General features: G+C 34.3%; 13 protein-coding genes. 4 read left to right on the plus strand and 9 right to left on the minus strand.

Annotation, left to right across the window (positions count from 1 at the left end):
• Positions 1-9 precede the first annotated feature (9 nt).
• The 4 genes from AWE51_RS23970 (at position 10) to AWE51_RS23985 (ending at position 5,438) form a co-directional block, all read left to right on the plus strand.
• Complete coding sequence (locus AWE51_RS23970) at positions 10-1,464, plus strand: hypothetical protein (RefSeq protein ID WP_066319321.1); 1,455 nt, start codon at positions 10-12, stop codon at positions 1,462-1,464.
• A 222-nt stretch (positions 1,465-1,686) separates the two neighbouring features.
• Positions 1,687-3,318, plus strand: a complete 1,632-nt coding sequence (locus AWE51_RS23975) for a hypothetical protein (RefSeq protein ID WP_066319324.1) — start codon at positions 1,687-1,689, stop codon at positions 3,316-3,318.
• Between the two features lie 402 nt (positions 3,319-3,720).
• Positions 3,721-4,656, plus strand: a complete 936-nt coding sequence (locus tag AWE51_RS23980; protein ID WP_066319326.1) for a hypothetical protein — start codon at positions 3,721-3,723, stop codon at positions 4,654-4,656.
• Positions 4,657-5,069: 413 nt separating this feature from the next.
• Positions 5,070-5,438 carry a hypothetical protein gene (locus AWE51_RS23985; protein WP_066319328.1) on the plus strand — a complete coding sequence of 123 codons (369 nt, stop codon included), beginning with the start codon at positions 5,070-5,072 and terminating at the stop codon, positions 5,436-5,438.
• Between the two features lie 135 nt (positions 5,439-5,573).
• Here the strand turns inward: AWE51_RS23985 and AWE51_RS23990 are convergent, their stop codons facing one another.
• The 9 genes from AWE51_RS23990 to AWE51_RS26260 all read right to left on the minus strand — a co-directional run bounded on the left by AWE51_RS23990 (position 5,574) and on the right by AWE51_RS26260 (position 18,280).
• Positions 5,574-6,836: an MFS transporter gene (locus AWE51_RS23990; RefSeq protein ID WP_066319330.1), complete on the minus strand. Its 1,263-nt coding sequence runs from the start codon at positions 6,834-6,836 to the stop codon at positions 5,574-5,576.
• Positions 6,837-6,902: 66 nt separating this feature from the next.
• Complete coding sequence (locus AWE51_RS23995; protein WP_066319332.1) at positions 6,903-8,198, minus strand: TRAP transporter large permease; 1,296 nt, start codon at positions 8,196-8,198, stop codon at positions 6,903-6,905.
• Positions 8,195-8,671 carry a TRAP transporter small permease gene (locus AWE51_RS24000; RefSeq protein WP_066319335.1) on the minus strand — a complete coding sequence of 159 codons (477 nt, stop codon included), beginning with the start codon at positions 8,669-8,671 and terminating at the stop codon, positions 8,195-8,197. The genes AWE51_RS23995 and AWE51_RS24000 overlap by 4 nt, the downstream gene beginning before the upstream one ends.
• Before the next feature lie 10 nt (positions 8,672-8,681).
• Entirely contained in the window at positions 8,682-9,671 is a 990-nt protein-coding gene (locus AWE51_RS24005; protein WP_066319337.1) for a TRAP transporter substrate-binding protein, read from the minus strand.
• Positions 9,672-10,901: a DUF4861 domain-containing protein gene (locus AWE51_RS24010; protein WP_066319339.1), complete on the minus strand. Its 1,230-nt coding sequence runs from the start codon at positions 10,899-10,901 to the stop codon at positions 9,672-9,674. It abuts the gene before it with no gap.
• Positions 10,902-10,929: 28 nt separating this feature from the next.
• On the minus strand, positions 10,930-11,724 hold the full coding sequence (locus AWE51_RS24015) for a gluconate 5-dehydrogenase (protein ID WP_066319341.1): 795 nt from the start codon (positions 11,722-11,724) through the stop codon (positions 10,930-10,932).
• 10 nt (positions 11,725-11,734) lie between these two features.
• A complete protein-coding gene (kduI, locus tag AWE51_RS24020) occupies positions 11,735-12,577 on the minus strand; it encodes a 5-dehydro-4-deoxy-D-glucuronate isomerase (protein WP_066319344.1) in 843 nt (280 codons plus the stop codon).
• A 5-nt stretch (positions 12,578-12,582) separates the two neighbouring features.
• Positions 12,583-15,189: a BNR-4 repeat-containing protein gene (locus tag AWE51_RS24025; RefSeq protein WP_066319346.1), complete on the minus strand. Its 2,607-nt coding sequence runs from the start codon at positions 15,187-15,189 to the stop codon at positions 12,583-12,585.
• Between the two features lie 31 nt (positions 15,190-15,220).
• On the minus strand, positions 15,221-18,280 hold the full coding sequence (locus AWE51_RS26260) for a DUF2264 domain-containing protein (RefSeq protein WP_099098816.1): 3,060 nt from the start codon (positions 18,278-18,280) through the stop codon (positions 15,221-15,223).
• Positions 18,281-18,371 lie beyond the last annotated feature (91 nt).

The raw sequence follows: 18,371 nt of genomic DNA on the forward strand, positions 1-18,371 counted from the left end.
ACAATAATGATGAAAAGAAAGAAGCTTATAAATAGAACAGAAAGATTGGGTAGAAACAAAATACGAAAATTGGATACACCTGAAAATGAGGGGTTAAATACTGATCAACCCGCTAATGAGATACCAGTAGTTGAGACCGAGGCGCAGACAGAAAATGTAGATACGCAAAGCCCAGTTGCAGAAGAAGCACCACAACAACCAACAGATACTACAGGGGCGAATTGGATACTTGGGATAGGAGGGTTGTGGCAATCCAGAAATGATGATACACTTTTTTATGATGGTATCAACAAATATTACGTTCGAAAAACAGGGGAACAATACCAGTATATTGATAATCCTGTGAATAATCAGGTTTTTGGAACGACGTTTAGATTTGATTCGGTTCTAAACCGATTCGTAGCAGATACCCCGGATACAGAGGTACCTGAAATTAACCAACGAGTGCAGGCAGAAATAGCGGCAATTACTATAGAAGATGCTAGGGCATGGTTAGAAAGTAAAGGATACGGGTATTTGATAGCTGGAACAAAAATCGTTGCTAAACAAATAATTACCTCGCTTTATTTTAATATAAAACAAGATGCCTATGAGCTGTTTAAGTATTGGAATGCTGCGCATAAGGATGAGGTAGATAAACAAATCAGTCTCGAAGAAAGTGGAATCGATATCACTGCGGTAGAAACCGAGATAGCTTCTGAACAAGAGAGAGAAAGACAGGAACGAGAACGAGAACAAGCAGAAGCCGAAAGACTAACACCATCTATTAAGATGTTTAGGTTTGGAAATAGGAGTATACATACCTCTTTGTTTAGCAGTGAAGGGGGTTTTCATAATATCTATAGTATTGACAACGCCCAAGATAATTTGGTAGGAGGAGTTGACAATGCAAACCTACTGATACGAACCCCCAAACCCATTGAAGATGCTACTTCTGTGACTAGTGGGATACGTAATTATAATGCTTTAAGAGGTGAAATAAAATTACCTATTATTTATAATAAAAGAGAGGCAGTAGAACAAAATTATTATCTGGTAGAAAAAATACCTCTTGCATATAGCTCGGCTCTAATAACAAGAATTGGTGAGCCCAAATATGATCTAAGATTTCAGCAAGTAAAGGAGGTGTTGGATCGCAATGTAATAGAAGTGTTCAATGCATTGCAATCTGGTCAGACAGCTCAAGAACCAGTTCCTGATTTTAGACCGGATAATGTAATGTTTAGAGCTAATGGCAATTTGGTTTATATCGATTTTTCTGAAGCGGGTGAAAACTGGCAACCTCAACAGATAGATACTTTTGTAGCAACTTATAAAGGGTTTATAGAGCAATTTGCTGGTAAAACGGTAGAAGATGTTACTAATTATTCTCAAGATGTTTATAACTATTTAATCCAAGACCTACCACAAGGTTTTAAGGATAAATTAAATGAACGAGGTATTGATACGGCTTTGTTTGTATAACCCGGATTGTGTATTGAGATCGTATTAGGATATTTCCTGCTCTACAAGGTTTACGACTTTGTGGTCGATTTACTGCTTCGACTATAATAGAAAACTCACAGAACATCATTAGAAGCATCTGTTAGAGTACAAAAAAATAAATAGAGAAGAAGACTTAATGTTTGAGGGTTTTACCATGCAGGAAGAGAGGAGATTACATAATAACTTATAAAATTTAAAATCATGCCAAAAGATAAAAGAAATAATAAAAGGAACACTAAGAAAAAAGGTAAGGAAGCGTTAACAACTAACGATGAATCACAGAAAAGAATACTAGAAGATAGCAATAAGGTGTATATAGAAAAACAATTAGAAGGTATTCAGGCATTAATACCGGGAAAAAATAAAATTGGTAATAAAAACGGAAGAGATAATATCAAAAGAATAATATCTAAATGGACGTCTCCTAATGCTATCGATTTTGACGATATTAAAGAAGTTGACAGGCTTATTAGTAATGGTGGTTCTGCTGCTTATGAAAAATTAGCATTAAGAGTAAATGAACTTAGATCAACTCTAGATCCCAGTTTAATAAAAGAAGACAATGTATACAAGGAATTTTTAGAGAATATTAATGAAGATTTCGAGGGGCTGGGTTTAACCGATGAGCATCTAAATGTGATTTTAGCCGTGAGTGAGGAGAATGTTTCTCTGGCAAGAAAGCTTAGGGAGTCATGGGTAATTACGATTAAAAACATTAACAAAAAGGATGGGGATGATGACTTTAAGAATGATCTTATTCAGTCGGTGCTTAGACTGGTTACTATAGCAAATGTTCCTGTATTAGGATTACATAAGGAATTGCAAAAAATTAATTTTGATAACGTTGATGATCTTGAAAATTTAAGAGAAATTTTAGAGCATATATATTCCCCAGAAGCTGATCCGGTTCCGGATGATGTGTTACCAGATATATTTAATAGAAAAAATATTCCCGGGATTGACGATATCAAAAAAATACAGGAAAAGCATCAGACCTGGCCCGAAGCGATTAGGTTCTTAAATCAATTTGATGAAATCCAGGAATATATTCCCTCTTTAACTATTGAAGATACCATTGATCAAACAGAAAAATTTGGAAGATTAATAGAAGAATTTAAGAGGACACTTCCACTTAAAATCCAAAACAGATTAAAGAATCATTTAAGTGATAAAGATTCTATTGGGGCATTGGCGGTGGTGCATTCAGGATATACATTTTCTAAGGCGTACACGAATTTCAAAAATCCTGTAAGGTGGTATCTTAGAAAGACTGAGGGCATTTTTGAAGAAATTAAAACAGCACATCAAGGAAGAGTCCATCCGTTACTTGAGGATAGAATAAAAGAGAAGCTGAAATTATCAATAGGTGAGGTTGATGTCATTTTAAGAACTTATAAAAATCAGAAAAGACGTGAGGACAAACCTATAGAATCAGATAATAGAATAGTCATTGACACTATTTTAAAGGAGGACTCCGATCAGGGAAGAAGACTTCGTGAAATTATACAAAATGGTACTCCAGGGATGCATGCCGAAATAGGAGCTGCCAATCAGGCATTATTATCGGTGCCATCACACTTACTCGAACAAGAGATCGGAGATCTAAAATTAGCAGTAATGCAACCGAGAAGTGTATCTGAAGGGGAGCTAAAGGCATCAGCTGATCCGGAAGGACTCAAACAAGCTTTAGAACGAAAACAGGAACAAAGTAAAGCCTGCTGTGAGAATTGTAGGTTTATTTTATCAGGGTCAGAACGGTACAATCCAGAAAATTTCAGAACAACAAACCCTGCTAATTGGGAAACGACTATGGTAACAAAAGAGAATGGATAACTACAGGGTACTCTAATGATTTTTTATTTCCGGGCAGATCATGTCCCTCATAACCCTATCCATATAAATAGTCTAAAAGTCTGATCGGTCATCTGGTACTTATATGGGTTAATAGTAAAATTGAAATAATAATAGAAAATGGAAGAACTAAATATATTTACAAGAATTTTAAATCAATTTGCTAACTATATAAAATCACTTGCTCTGCATGGTTTGTAACTTCGTAGCCGTAGCAGTGATCTGGAAATGTTTAGTCTAGATGTTAAGCGCTAAATGATTGCGATAAGATTTTTAACTCACGTGACAGAAACCTGCCAGGTCTTGGTTGGGTAAAACAGATTAACATACATACTTCTGTAAGAATGCCAATAAAAAACAAATTAGAATTCAAAAAATAAAAAAATGTTAAAAAATTTTATAGGATATACACAAGGAGCGGGATCAGATCAGGCTCCTACCTTGTATTTCGAAAATGGAAGAATTACACAAGAACATGCTGACATTGATAATATAGGGAAAGATGTTCTTTCCCTAAAGGATGCTGCAGAACAATTGAGAGCTAATGTTACATACGATCAGGGTTCCAAAAAATGGGAGGCTGTATGGAAAACATTTCCTCGAGACAAAAATAATAAAGAAGAGTTGGCAAGAGTAAACCAGTTGCTAAATGAAGAAATACCAGATGAGGTAAAACGTATCAATGTAAAAACTTTTCTTTATGAATACAGAAAATACGGAGATGTAATCCATCAAAGTCACAATTTAGATGATTATCATACCCATCGATCTCGAGGGGAAATGTATCCGCCAGATAGAGAAATTACAAGAGAATTGGCTATATCAGCAACTCAAAATTATCCTGAGAAACCTAAAATCTTGATAAAACAGATAAAAAAGATTAATGAAGATATCAATGTATTATTAGATAGAAATAAAAAAAGTATATCCAAAGATCAATTAGATATTATCAAAAGATTAGAGCAAGAAAGAGATAGAAAAAATAATGAGTTGATCGGTCGAATGACGGAGATTAAAGAAATTCTATATAAAAAATGGGAAACACGTTTGGGAAGAGGAAGAGTTAGAGAAGAAGATATTGAAAGAATTGCAAGTGATAGTCAGAATTCATTACAAGAATTAGCAGAAAATTTTTTGGAAGCTTTGGAGAGGCGGAGTAAAATAATAAAAGATAATAGAAGGGAAAGAGACTTTATTGATGATCGAATCATGAGAAGAAGGATTGTCCCTAGGTATTCCCCTTATAGACGTCCGGTAAGAGGCGGAAGAGGTTCTCAAAGAGAACGCAATTTTGGACGAAGAAAAGGAGGAAGCCGATAGGCTTCCTTACGCTGCGAAATTTGCAACTTCTCAGCCGTAGCAGTAATCAGGAAATGTTTAACCTGAATGCTAAGACCTTGTTGGATAACGAACAAAACTTCTCTTGCTAGTGCGAGCTGCAGCTCGTGTCGTTAGTCTGTGACTAGTAGCGGTAAGAGAAGTAATTTAGGGAAATGTCTCTGCCTGCAGTACTTTGCCAATAATGGTCGATACAAGATGTACGGGGGGGGTATATAGAGTGCCGATGATGAGTACTTCTTTATAATGTATTATTCATGTGTCAATCATTAAATATGTATTGCTACCTATCAGTGTTTGTCTTTGAGTATTAGAAACTGAACTTATATAGATTAAAGACTATGCTTTAGTATACATACAAAAATCATAATATAAACAACTTTAAAAGTATCAAAATGGAAGAACTAAATATATTTACAAGAATCTTAAATCAATTTGGGAGCTATATAAACCATCTGGACTGGGGATACATTTTTACCTTTATGATTATGGCCTATGCCAGTAATAAAATAAATCCAAAAAGCAGAAAATGGAAATGGGTTCCTAAGTATATGTCGGTAAAATGGTGGCCTGTTATTATTGGGATATTATATGCTTGTGCACTTTTTTTTATAAGAGATCACAATTTTGTAGAAGCAGAGATGCTTTTTAAGTCCTTTATTTTTGCCGTAGCGTTTCAACACACGATTCTCGAAAAGTTTTTCAGTTTGTTAGAAAACAATAGTACACATCAAAATAAAGGTAGTAGTAAAGGAACAAAATAATAGTGTCAATACCTTTTATATATAAAATTGGTATTATTATTTGTAATAAAGAGAAAATGTATGTTGAGAATAGTATAGCTAAAATCTATTCTCAATATATTTTTTCTAATACATTTTTTAGAGTGCTGCTATAGTCTAATGCTTTTCCTTTTTATACAATTTGTAATAATACCATGCCGCTAGACTCCCTATAGATGAGAATAAAGCTAACATCCAAAATACATGTTGATGCCCTTCTTGACCTGGGGAGTTTTCTAGAAGATAGCCTATAGCCGGACCTGCAAATATATCAGGAGTATACCCAATCAAAGAAATAATACCAACTGCGGTTCCTGTAAGTACTAATGGAATTTTTCCGCGTTGCATGACAGCAAAGTATAAAGAACGAGCTGAATAAACCCCAGTGGCTACGACCAAGATAGATATAAAAAATAAAGCTGTAGAAGAGGCAGAAATTAGACCTGTAGCAAACAATAACGCTCCAAGAAATGAAATTATAAAACTAATCAATAACCAAAAAGTGGTTTGTGATCGATCGGCTAATATGCCGATTAAAACCCCAATAACGGGGCGGATAAATAATAAAAAAGTACCTACTTGGGCGGCTTGTACTTGATCATACAACATAATATCTTTGGCATATAACGAGAATACATCTGTAATTTTATATCCCACATAAGCACATAAAATAATGATCATAAGTAACCAAACTGAAGGTAGGCGTAATACCTCTTGCACTTGGGATACTGTAATTTTTTCTATGATGATTTCCTTTTCTAAGGTATGATCTATTTTCATGAAAAACCAAACTAATATACCTACAATACTTACAATACCAGAAGATATCAAAATTACATAGCTAAATGCGGCTCTGCTTTCTAAGGCGGTGGCTTCAGCAATTTCTGAGGTAATAAATAATGAGAATATCAATACTCCTAAAGCTCCGAATAGCGCACCTACTAATCCGCGACCACCATCTAAAAAACCAAATGCTTTACCTTGAGAGGTAGTACCACCCCATACTCGAGTAGCTTTAATCATGGGAGCCCAGAATAAAAATATGGTAGTAAAGCCCCAGTATCCATAAAGTACTTTTAATGTTGTATAATCAGGAAAAGTGGCATATACTAATCCACCGGCAGCGGTCATCCATAATGCCACTGCAATCAATTTTCTTGGCGGAAATTTATCTGCTAATGCTCCTCCAAAAAAATAAGAAATTAAGGCAACAATGCCATATGTAGAAAAACATATGCCTAGTTGGATATTGTCTAAATTAAATGCCTCAAGAACTGTTGGTCTAAAAACGCGAGCAAGAACAAACGGCAAAATAAAAACAGATTCCCCAGCTAAAATTACTAGAAGAAGAAAATACCAAGGGGTTTTTGTTTGATGCATTGAGGGTGTGAATTAGTATTTGTAGGTTTAAATATATAGATTCTTGCCCAAACAATAGCATGTTTACTACAGATCAAACTGTTTAGGTAACCATAAACTCAATTCTGGAATGTATGTGATTAATAACAGTACCACAATCATGATTAAAAATAAAGGCAATAATGGCCTAATTACCTTCTGAATTGAAAGTCCAGCAACACTGCAACCCACAAATAGTACAGAGCCAACAGGCGGCGTACAAAGTCCAATACAAAGATTTAGAATCATTATAATTCCAAAATGTATTGGATCTAACCCTATTTTGGTTGCAATAGGTAGAAAGATAGGAGTGAATATTAGAATTGCAGGGGTCATATCCATAAATATACCAACAAAGAGTAAAATCAAATTAATAATGATTAGAATAACGATTGGGTTATCACTTATTGCTAATAAAGCATTGCTAATTTCTTGTGGGATATTTTCATAAGACATCACCCATGACATTGCCATAGAAGTCGCTATTAATAACAATACAATAGAAGAGGTTTTAATAGTTTCTAAAAAAATGGGGAATAGATCTTTAAAAGTGATTTCTTTATAAAGAGCGGCTAATAGCAATGTATATACTACTGCTATTGCAGAAGCCTCTGTGGCCGTAAAGATACCGGCAACAATACCACCAATAACGACTACAAGTAATAATAAACTTGGTAATGCTGCTAGAAAACGTTTAAAAAACTCTGAAATGCCTACTAATTTTTCGGTAGGATATTTTTTGAGTATTGAATAAATAGCTGCAACAAGCATTAATGCCAATCCAAGAAGTATACCAGGAACATACCCTGCAATAAACAAAGCAGCGATAGAAACACCTCCACTCGCTAATGAATATACAATTAAGACATTACTTGGCGGGATCATTAGTCCTGTAGTTGCACTGGTAATATTTACAGCAGCACTAAATGAGGGATCATATCCGTCTTTTTTCATCATCGGATTCATAAAACCACCTATTGCAGAAGCAGCAGCTACCGCAGAACCGGAAATAGCGCCAAACAGCATGCATGAAATGATATTTACAAAAGCCAATCCACCCGGTAATGGACCAACAATAGCTTTGGCAAAATTAATAAGTCGTACTGCAATACCGCCACGATTCATAATTTGACCAGCTAATATAAAAAATGGAATTGCTAAAAGTGTAAAACTATCTAGAGAGGTTGCCATACGTTGCGCCAAAGTTGTTACCGAAGGTAAGAAAGGCATTGTGGTTATTAATGTGAAAAAAGCAGCCAAACCAATAGCATATGCAATAGGAACTCTTAATGATAAGAATATCAAAAAGCTAATGACTAATATCAATACTTCGGTATAATTCATAATAAGGAAGTGTTAGTGTCATTATTCTTAAAGTAAATATAAAGGCTATAATAACAGATTAATATTCCTGAGATAGGAATAACCAAATAGATAAGACCTAAAGGAATATGTAATGCAGCTGAGGTTTGTTCAAACTGAAATGAGAGTATGCATAGACGTATGCCCCCAATAATCATAATTGCAAATCCAAACAAAAATATTGCGGCATATACAATTCCATCATATACTTTTTTCTTACGTTTAATTAAAGCTTCGGGAATAAGATCAATGGCCAAATGTAATTTTTGTCCAGTTGTATAAGCAGCACCTAGTACACCTAACCATATCAAAGAAAAACTTGAAAGTTCATCGGTAATCGTACTTGGTGATTTTAAAATGTATCTCGAAAATACTTGCCAAACAACACTAATTAGCATGATAAAGAGTAAAAAGACCAGGATTTTTTCTAAAATAGAATCGATTTTAATTTTCATCTGTTTTTATTTAATAAATTTCTTTAATCGCTGTGATAAGGTTGATAATTTCTGGTTGATCTTTAAAAGTGGCAATGATTTCTTGAGTTTTTTGTTCAAAAAGAGATTTATCAGGACGTGTAATTTGTACTCCGGCTTTGACTACTGCATCTAAAGATTCCTTTTCTGAAGCAGCCCAAAGTTTACGCTGCTCTATTTTAGATTCGGTACTTGCTTCTTTTAACCATGTCTTTTCTTGTGCAGTCAAACGTTCCCAAGTATCTAAACCAATTACAAGTACATCAGGAATCGAGGTATGTTCGTCTAAACTATAATATTTGCAAATTTCGTAGTGTTTTGAAGTGTAAAAACTAGGAGGGTTATTTTCGGCCCCATCAACTACGCCTTGCTGTAAGGCTGTATATAACTCCCCCCATGAAACAAGAGTTGGAGCTCCCCCGAGTTGATTAACCATACTTATGGCCATGTTACTTTTCATTACACGAATTTTTTCTCCTTTTAAATCATTTGGAACCGCTATTGGTTTTTTCTTAGTATAAAAACTTCTGCTTCCGGCATCATAAAAAGTAAGTCCACGTAACCTGAATTTCTGTCCTTGAGTTAATAAATTCTCACCAAGGTGACTATCCAATGCTGTAAAGGCATGCGCTCGGTCTCTAAATAGATAAGGGATTCCGAATACTTGATATTCAGGAATAAAATTTTCTAAGACAGCAGCTGATACTTTTGTGATATCTAAACTTCCTATTTGTAGAAGTTCTAAACATTCTCGTTCTCCTCCAAGTTGACTGCTAGGATATATTTGTAATTGCAGTTTGCCATTAGATTTTTGAGCAAGACGCTCCCCTAAAATTTCCATAGATTTATGTACAGGGTGTTTCGTGTCTAGAATATGAGCTAAACGCAATACACGTACATTTTCTGAATCATTACAGGAAATCAATACTAGAGAAAGTAGTGCAAAAAGAAATCTATTAATGTTGTTTTTAAATATGCTCATCTATTCGATTATTATGGGATGAGAAAACTTTTCTAGCGTCTGTGCTACTTCTTTAGTAAAACCTTTTGCTGTTCCAAATTTTGAATTTGAAGCTTCCCAAGCTGCTAAAAAATAGAAGGAAATAGGAATATCGTTTTCAGAATTAAAGGATACATAATGCGTGTTAGTAATTCCAGTCTCTTGCGTGGTAATAGTTTTATGAGTGTTATAAAGTTTCTTATTTAGTAGCAGCGCCATTCCCAGATGATCTCCATTCTCTGATTGCTTTCCATAAGAGTTTAAACTAAAATAATTGTTAACAGTCGTACTATGTAGTGTATTAGGTTTTAGGTTAACAATACCTGCTACTAAATTCATATCAGGTGTTATTCCCGATAAAGAGATATCACTTTTATAATACCATTGCCCTTTATAGATCGAAATCTTATGTTTTGCTTGTATTGGAACCCCCTGAATAGTATCATTAATATACTTCATTTCAAAAGAAGATTTAATCGGTCCTTGTTCCAAAATTTTAAAAGTAGCCCCGTTTTTACCGGTTATTCGGTATAATGAATCTTTTGTTTTTATGGCTATAGATCCTGCTCCAAGAGAGTTTCCAACTTTTAAGATATCCATTCCCCAATCTTCCTTACTATGATAATCTCCATTAATACCTATGTGAGATAGAACTAAGTCAGGAGTTGTTTTGCCAAAAATGTCAATCCCATTTCGGGGGTCAAAATACATACGAAAACCTACCTTGTCATTTTCCCAAGTGGGTCCTTCCATCTGAAAGAATTTTTTTTGAGATGCTGTCCTTGGATCGTTTATGCGTTTGTATTCATTGACTTCAGAAATAGTTGAATTGCTGTCACCAACGCCAAAATGGATATCGGTAGCATTTGGAAATATTGAAGCTTTTGAATTTTCTAAGACAGTATATCTTATTTTTTTAACCTCATTTGGTACAAAATCAGTAGTAAAAATTAGTTGATCCCATTGCCCATCACCATTCTCGTCTTCTAATTGAAATGGAATAGATGTATTGTTTTCGTCGTAAATAGTTAGGATAGATTTTTTACCAACGTCCAGAATATGTGTATTAATCTTTTGTATAGGAATGCGAACTAGTTCATCGATACGTTCAAGATTTAGTGTATTGGTAATTGTAATTACATTTTTAGATATAGGTTCACATCCTAGAACCAGAAATAAGAGTATTAAAAAAATAAGATTATAAACTTTCATTACTATTGATCATTTGGTTATAATATGATTAGTCTTCATTTGAAGGTTTACCAATAGTTGCTAAAATGCCTCCGTCAACATAAAGGATATGGCCGTTTACAAAATCACTAGCTCTGGATGATAAGAAAATCGCAGCTCCTGCCAGATCATTAGGATCTCCCCATTTTCCTGCTGGAGTTCTACCTACAATGAATTCATTAAAAGGGTGCCCATCTACTCGTATGGGTTCGGTTTGAGAAGTTGCAAAATAACCCGGTCCTATACCATTAACTTGAATATTGAATTTAGCCCATTCTGTAGCCATATTTTTGGTAAGCATTTTTAATCCACCTTTTGCGGCAGCATATGCGCCTACGGTATTTCTACCTAATTCTGTCATCATAGAACAGATATTGATTATTTTACCTTGTTTTCTTTGTATCATGCTTTTTACAACATGTTTGGAAACAATAAATGGACTTACTAAATCAATATTAATAACCTGTTTAAAATCGTCAACTTCCATATCAATTAGAGGAGTACGTTTTATAATTCCTGCGTTGTTAATTAAAATATCAATAGAGCCAACTTCTGACTCTATTTTTTTAATTGCCGAGATCACTTCTTGCTCGTTAGAAACATCAAATTTATATCCGATAGCATGTATGCCTTCATTTTTATACTCGGTTACAGCAAGATCTATTTTTTCTTGAGATGAGTTTCCGTTTACAATAATAGTGGCTCCAGCCAAGCCGAGACCTTTTGCCATAGCCATTCCCAGCCCATGGGTACTTCCTGTAACCAATGCTATTTTTCCGGAGACGTTAAATAATGAATTTGTCATAATATAAAGGTTATCTTAAGTCGGTAATTTTTGCAGTATCCATATCATTATAATCTAGATTTTCACCTGCCATACCCCAAATAAATGTGTAATTACTAGTTCCTGATCCAGAATGTATAGACCATGGCGGTGAAATAACAGCTTGATGATTTTGTAACCAAATATGCCTAGTTTCATTAACTGGCCCCATAAAATGACAAACAGATTGTTCTTTAGGAACTTCAAAATAAAAGTAAACTTCCATTCTTCGGTCATGAACATGAGCAGGCATGGTATTCCATACGCTTCCTGATTTCAACTCTGTCATTCCCATTTGTAATTGACATGTTTCAACAACACCACTAAGAATCATTTGATAAACAGTTCTTGCATTTGCGGTTTCAGTACTTCCAAGTTCTAATTTATTAGCTTGTTTTTTGGTTACAGCTTTAGTGGGAAATGCATGGTGAGCTGGTGCAGAGTTTAAATAGAATTTTGCAGGATTTTTAGCATCATCACTTTTAAAAACTACCTTTTTGCTTCCTTTTCCAATGTATAAGGCATCTTTATAATCGGTTTTATAAGTAGTACCATCAACGATAATAGATCCTGAACCTCCAACATTTATAGCGCCTAATTCTCGACGATCAAGGAAGCTTTTGGCTTTTAAAGGGTCAATAGCTTCTAGTGTTAATTCATTTTTTATGGGTACTGCAGAACCAGCCATATAACGATCATAATGTGTATACACCCAAACAATTTTGTCATGTTGCATAAGATTATCAATCAAAAACTCGTCGCGTAATGCTTTTGTGTCATATCGTTTGAAAGCTTCAGGTCCTGTAGCATATCGCGTTTTATATAATGTATTCATCTGTTTTATTGTTTGATTATGGTTTTGGTAATAGTAGTTCCTGATTTTTCGTAAACTGCCAAAAGATATGTTCCGGGTGCTGTACGTGTATTTAGTTCAAGTCTATTACTTTTATTATCTATTGATTTTTCGATCACTTTTCGTCCCATAACATCAAATAAAATAGCTTTTTGATATATGACTTTAGGATTTAACTGTATGATTACTTTGTCTGTGAATGGGTTGGGATGTATCCTTATATCATCGAAAAACGTTGTTTTTATTGGGGTAACTTTTGATGTAGTACTTGATGTAAGTTCCAGTCCATTTAATCTTGATTCTGTACCTTGATCACTACGAATGATTAAATCATAATCTTTACCAGCTTCAATAGTAATCTGATATGTAGTTGCACTAGTACTTCCAAGACTTATCCCAGTTTTTAAAGTGGTTAATGGATTACCAAATCCAGCATCTCTAATTTGAATTTTTACATTACTACTTGAAACAGCAGCATCATAATGCCAGCTTTTTACAGTATATGTGCCAGCTTCTAAGTTTTTTATTCTAACCCCTATGGCAGGAGTAGCTGCAACACTTCCTGTATTTGCAGCAAAATCATTTAGAATTTGTCCACCTCCAGTAGTCGTACTAGGTTGATTCGAAAAACCAAATAATTGATAAGAAGCACCATTGATAATCGTAGAGTTATTTGGTGTTCCTATTAAACTAGTATATCCGGGTTTAGTGTTTTTTAAATCGGTGTCAATATCGATTTTGGCGATTGGACTATTTGATGGAGGTACGGGATTAATTTTTGTTAAAGAAAGACCATTAAATCGTGTACGGTTACTAATATTATCCTCTTTGGCAATAATTTCGTATACTTTTCCTGCTTGTGCGGTGATTTCGAATTCAGATGGAGATGCACTACTTACTGTAACTGTTTTAATAGGCGCTCCTCCTTGTTCTTTTATGGTTACGCTAACAGTAACTGGGTAGTTTTGATCAAAATGATAACTATTGATTTTGTAACTACCTTCTGGTAAACCTGAAACACTAACTCCTATCATGCCATCATTTATTTCAGGGTTATTAAAAGCAAAATCACTTAAAAGATTATTAGGAGCTCCCGATCTATTTCTCGAATCTGTAGTATTACCAAACAGTGTAAAGTTTACCCCATCATCGATAGCCGTTGAACCAATAGTGGCCATTAATTTTTTATAACCATTTTGTGTAGCGCTAGATGCAGTATTAATGTCTACACCATAAGTAATAGTCGTTGAAGGAGGATTGGTATTATTTCTATTAATAAATTCTCCTACAATCTTTGTATTATAGTTTTCATATGTAATATAATCACCATAAAACCATAGAGCAACTCTATCATTTGTATTGGTTATTCCTTTGGGAATAAAAGGGCGTAAATTATCTTTCGTAGAGTTTGTTGTTATGGCTGTCCAGTTCCAACTATTACCTCCATTAACTGTAGTAGCAGAATAGATTTCATATCGATTATTTTCAATTCCTGTAATAGGATTGCGATTAGACGACATAAATATTTCGTTCGTATTATAGGGGTTGGAGGTAATAATACCTGTATAATCGTCCTCGCCATTGTACAAACCTTTTCCTGCGTCAGAAACAAAATAATTATTCCATTGACTACCTGTCCACCGTGCATAATGATAGGTAATAGAATTAATATTGATTTGTTTTGAGTAGGTTACAACAGGTCTTCCGTTAGTATCGTAATTAATGCTATGGGTCCATGCTCTGGCATTAGTGCCATCAGATCCAAAAGTATATAGTTTGTTTACTTTTGATACATCGATAGGTGTTCCATTAATTACACTTTGTAAGGTAGCTATGAATGTACCATCAGTTTGATAAATACTACCTTGATTTCCATTCGAATTAGTTTGATAGTAGCAATGATATAAACTATTATTAGCATTTCTAGGATGACCATCGGTAAAGAAAAAATCAATTCGATTTATAGCATTAGATGTATATTTTACATAAGGGCGAACGCTTCCATTTCCATTTTTAAATAAAATAATATCTTTTCCATTTCGAAGCGGGGTTCCATTGGCCGTATACTCTTTCCAATTTGGATTAAAGTTATTCGTACGCATAAAATTGTATATTTTACCATTTTCTGCACTTAACTGAAAAGCATTATTATAAGTTGCTCCTTTATTGTCTGAATCATTTGTGGTTATTTGCGAGATTTGATTACTCCAATCACTTTGTTTAGAAGGATGATTTACAAGAGAGGTTCTATAGTAATTTTCCTTTTCACGAATATGCGGGCTATAAAATGCCATTATTTTTTCATCTTGTCGAAGCAGTATAGCAGCATTATTATGATCATCTTTTTGTGTCCATGTACTTAGAATTGTTTCACTTCCTATTGTTGCACCAGTTTTAATATTATTTACAGAAAGTGCAACTTTTCCATTTCTTTTAACATATGAGGTGTATAAACGATCATTTTTAAAGGCAGCTCGTTCATCATTATACCAAGTCCATGCGCCATCTTGAGAGACTACAAAATCGTAATCTTGAGCAAATCCTACGTATGTTAATAATAAACAAAATAGGAGCAATAAATTGTTGTTTTTCATGATATTCAATTTAGAGTTTGTGTGTCGTTAGTTATTCGAAACTTAATGTCCTTATCTTCTTTTTGATTTGGATGTCGTCTGCTATTGATAATTCCTTTTTTGTAAAAGGTTTTCCAGATTTTTTCCATAGCATTGCAGTTATAAGTTCATTGTTTTTCTGGTTAGGTGTGTAGCTTGTACTAATATTGAGTACGGTACTTTTCTTGGCTTCTGGATGTAAATCAGAAGTAGTTTTTGAAGTAATACTTTCCCAACCTTTTACTGGTATTAATGCAAGTTGATATATGCCATTATCAATAATGTGAACCTCTTTATTATTTATTTTTTGGACAGAAGTGTTTATATATCCGTTAATATGGGGGAGACTGTAATGCCCCAAGATTAAATCCAAGGGTTTTTTAGCATTGATTCTATCAACACGTAAAATTCCATTTTTTAGAGGTATATCGGCAAGATTAATAGTAACATCTTTAATAATTTCTGATTTTAAATCTCGATAATAAATACCATCTTTGAATTTTTTGAAGGTGTATAATCTACCGGGTTCATAAGGTATGGTATCGACACCGGTTTTAAACATATAATTCATTGAGACGATACCATTAGGATCATCGGCTTGCCATGGAAAAGCACTATTGTAAGATAGCTTATTGTAATTTTCACTTCCGCGGAAGGGTTCTTTGACTCCGGTAATGGGTACATCACACCAAGCTCGGATTTCTGAAGCCCCGATATCGGCATAGTTGGTAAGCATAATTTTAGAAGTTTCAAAAAACTTGTTGTGTACTTTGTCTTTTACTAATTCATCTTCCCAAGCGCCATCATTTTCTGTAGCATTCCAAAACTCGTTATCTTTTGTTAGCAATAGGCTAAGAAAAGCTTTACCCATCCAAAACACGCTTCCGCGGCAGCTATAGTATTGATTAGCAGGATCAAATTGCCCATAAAAACCTAAGGTTGGAATATTGTCTTTTAAAAATTCTGGATGTTGTAAGAATTGAGATAAAACACCAGATGAGATACGTCTCGTCCAGCCCCAGTTGATATCTTTTGTTTCTTCGGGATAAAAACCTAGAAACGGAAATGGGCTTATAGACGCAATTCGATAGCTGATACTACGGCCCCACATAATCATTTCTCCATTTTTACTAAACATATAGGGGTAGGTGTCCTTTATATCAAGAAAATTGGATTTAAATTTTTTAGCAATTTCTGGGTAGTGTTCATTTCCGAATACTTCAGACCAATATGCGGCATACATTTGGAATGCCCACATGCTGTAATAATCATAGGCTGGATTATCATTATACCAACCATCATCGCGATAGTGATCTAAACTTTTATTTAAATAATCGACCAGTAATTTTTCATTAACATCATACCCTTGACTTTTAAAAAAACTTAGAACAAAAATGTTGAAAAACTTCCAGTTAGAAGGTACCGTAGCACCGTCTCCGTAACTGATCATTTTTCGTGCTAAAATGTCTTTTTGCTTTTGAGAAAGAGGATCCCAAACTACTTCTGGTATTGTAAAAAAAGAAATTGCTAATGCCCCAAACTCTACTAAGGTTTGTCCTGGCCAGTCTTTATCTTTATCTTTTATAAATGAAGGGTGACTTTCGTTAATTAAATTGAGAATATTATGACGATAATAGTCCGCAATTTTAATATTGTTTATGGTTAAATCAGGATTTTCTTTTAATAAAGGGGCGGCTACAAAAAGTGTTCTGCATAACCCTTCTAGCTTTTCTACTGGTATTTGCCAATCTCCCCTGGGATATGAGACTTTCCCTAATTTTGGAAATTTTAAAGGGTCATCAATATCATGAACATATGAAAAGGCTCCTTCGAGTATATATTGTGCCATGTCTAGCCAATGCTCTCTTGTCATTCCTGTTTTTGGGCTTTTTTTGTAATCGGGTTTTGAAATTTGATATATTCGTTGTCCTCCATACATGGTATAAACTTCGGAACCTGCTGCTAGAAAAGCTCCAGTACCATACACTTCTGTTTGATCTTTAAAAGATTTATCTGGCCCTGCTCCTATGGGTTGAACATAACCTAACATACCATCTGCTGTGATATGATTGTTAAGAGCATTCCAAGCTTTTTTAATATGCGGTTCATAAACTTTACGGTCTAATAATCCATGATTTACTCCCCAAGCTAATCCAAAAGTAAAAAATGAAGTACCGCTAGTCTCAGGTGTTGGGTAATACTTTTGATTAAGTAAACTCATCGACCAATGCCCTTGCGGAGTTTGAATTTTAATAAGCTTCTTAGCCATTTTTAAATAGATGTCTTTAAAATATTCGTAAGGTTCTGAACCTGGTTCGTATTCATCCATTAGTAATGTTAGTCCTCCAAATACCCATCCGTTTCCTCGAGACCAAAAGATTTTGTTGCCATGATCTAGTTGATCTATAAAACTATTATCTCTAAAAAATAAATGTTCATCCTTATCAAAGAGATGTTGTTTTGTAACCTCATATTCTTTGAGCATCCAATCGGTATATTTTTGATCCCCTGTAATTTTAGATAGTTTTGCCCATACTGGAGGTCCCATAAATAGTGCGTCACACCAAGTCCAGCGTTCTAAATGTTTATAGTTATCTAAAGTAATTGGTTGTTGACTTGGGTTTTGCATGATCCAGTCAAGACGCTCTTTAGTGGGTGTAATCATTGTAGTGTCTTTAAATTTTCTAAATAATTCTAGAAAAGTTTGTCCTACAACATGGTCATCAGCCATATATTTTCTTTGGTGTAGCTGCCATTTTTGCTTTTTACCAATAGTATTTAACCATTGCCAGTAGCGATCGTCTTTTGCCATTTTAGCAAATTTTGTCATTCCCACATATAAAGCTCCATTAGTCCAATCTGCAATATGGTGAGGTTTATCTCTGCCACTATATGTTTCTCTAAAATGATCAATTTGCCAATCGGCAACCCTTTGCATTTGTTTTTGTATAGATATAGGAGTAATATCTCTTTGAAGATTAGAGTCGATTTTTTGTGCGTTACTCAAGAAATAAGTAAACAAAATAAAAACAATTAAAGTGCTATTAATTTTCTTGGTCATTTGTAGTTTCATTGAAAAATTTGTTTTTAACCTAATCAGAATAAGTAAATAAAGTTGTCATTATATTTTTATGACTTTTAGAATAAACTTGCTAACTATTCAA

This window comes from Aquimarina aggregata (assembly GCF_001632745.1).
GTDB classification, from domain to species: domain Bacteria; phylum Bacteroidota; class Bacteroidia; order Flavobacteriales; family Flavobacteriaceae; genus Aquimarina; species Aquimarina aggregata.

Excerpts from the sequence above, each read along its gene's own strand:
- AWE51_RS24025 (WP_066319346.1), bottom strand. The coding sequence starts at position 15,189 with ATGAAAAACAACAATTTATTGCTCCTATTTTGTTTATTATTAACATAC.
- AWE51_RS24010 (WP_066319339.1), bottom strand. The coding sequence starts at position 10,901 with ATGAAAGTTTATAATCTTATTTTTTTAATACTCTTATTTCTGGTTCTA.
- AWE51_RS23995 (WP_066319332.1), bottom strand. The coding sequence starts at position 8,198 with ATGAATTATACCGAAGTATTGATATTAGTCATTAGCTTTTTGATATTC.
- AWE51_RS23975 (WP_066319324.1), top strand. The coding sequence starts at position 1,687 with ATGCCAAAAGATAAAAGAAATAATAAAAGGAACACTAAGAAAAAAGGT.
- AWE51_RS23980 (WP_066319326.1), top strand. The coding sequence starts at position 3,721 with ATGTTAAAAAATTTTATAGGATATACACAAGGAGCGGGATCAGATCAG.
- AWE51_RS24015 (WP_066319341.1), bottom strand. The coding sequence starts at position 11,724 with ATGACAAATTCATTATTTAACGTCTCCGGAAAAATAGCATTGGTTACA.
- kduI (WP_066319344.1), bottom strand. The coding sequence starts at position 12,577 with ATGAATACATTATATAAAACGCGATATGCTACAGGACCTGAAGCTTTC.
- AWE51_RS24005 (WP_066319337.1), bottom strand. The coding sequence starts at position 9,671 with ATGAGCATATTTAAAAACAACATTAATAGATTTCTTTTTGCACTACTT.
- AWE51_RS24000 (WP_066319335.1), bottom strand. The coding sequence starts at position 8,671 with ATGAAAATTAAAATCGATTCTATTTTAGAAAAAATCCTGGTCTTTTTA.
- AWE51_RS26260 (WP_099098816.1), bottom strand. The coding sequence starts at position 18,280 with ATGAAACTACAAATGACCAAGAAAATTAATAGCACTTTAATTGTTTTT.
- AWE51_RS23970 (WP_066319321.1), top strand. The coding sequence starts at position 10 with ATGAAAAGAAAGAAGCTTATAAATAGAACAGAAAGATTGGGTAGAAAC.
- AWE51_RS23985 (WP_066319328.1), top strand. The coding sequence starts at position 5,070 with ATGGAAGAACTAAATATATTTACAAGAATCTTAAATCAATTTGGGAGC.
- AWE51_RS23990 (WP_066319330.1), bottom strand. The coding sequence starts at position 6,836 with ATGCATCAAACAAAAACCCCTTGGTATTTTCTTCTTCTAGTAATTTTA.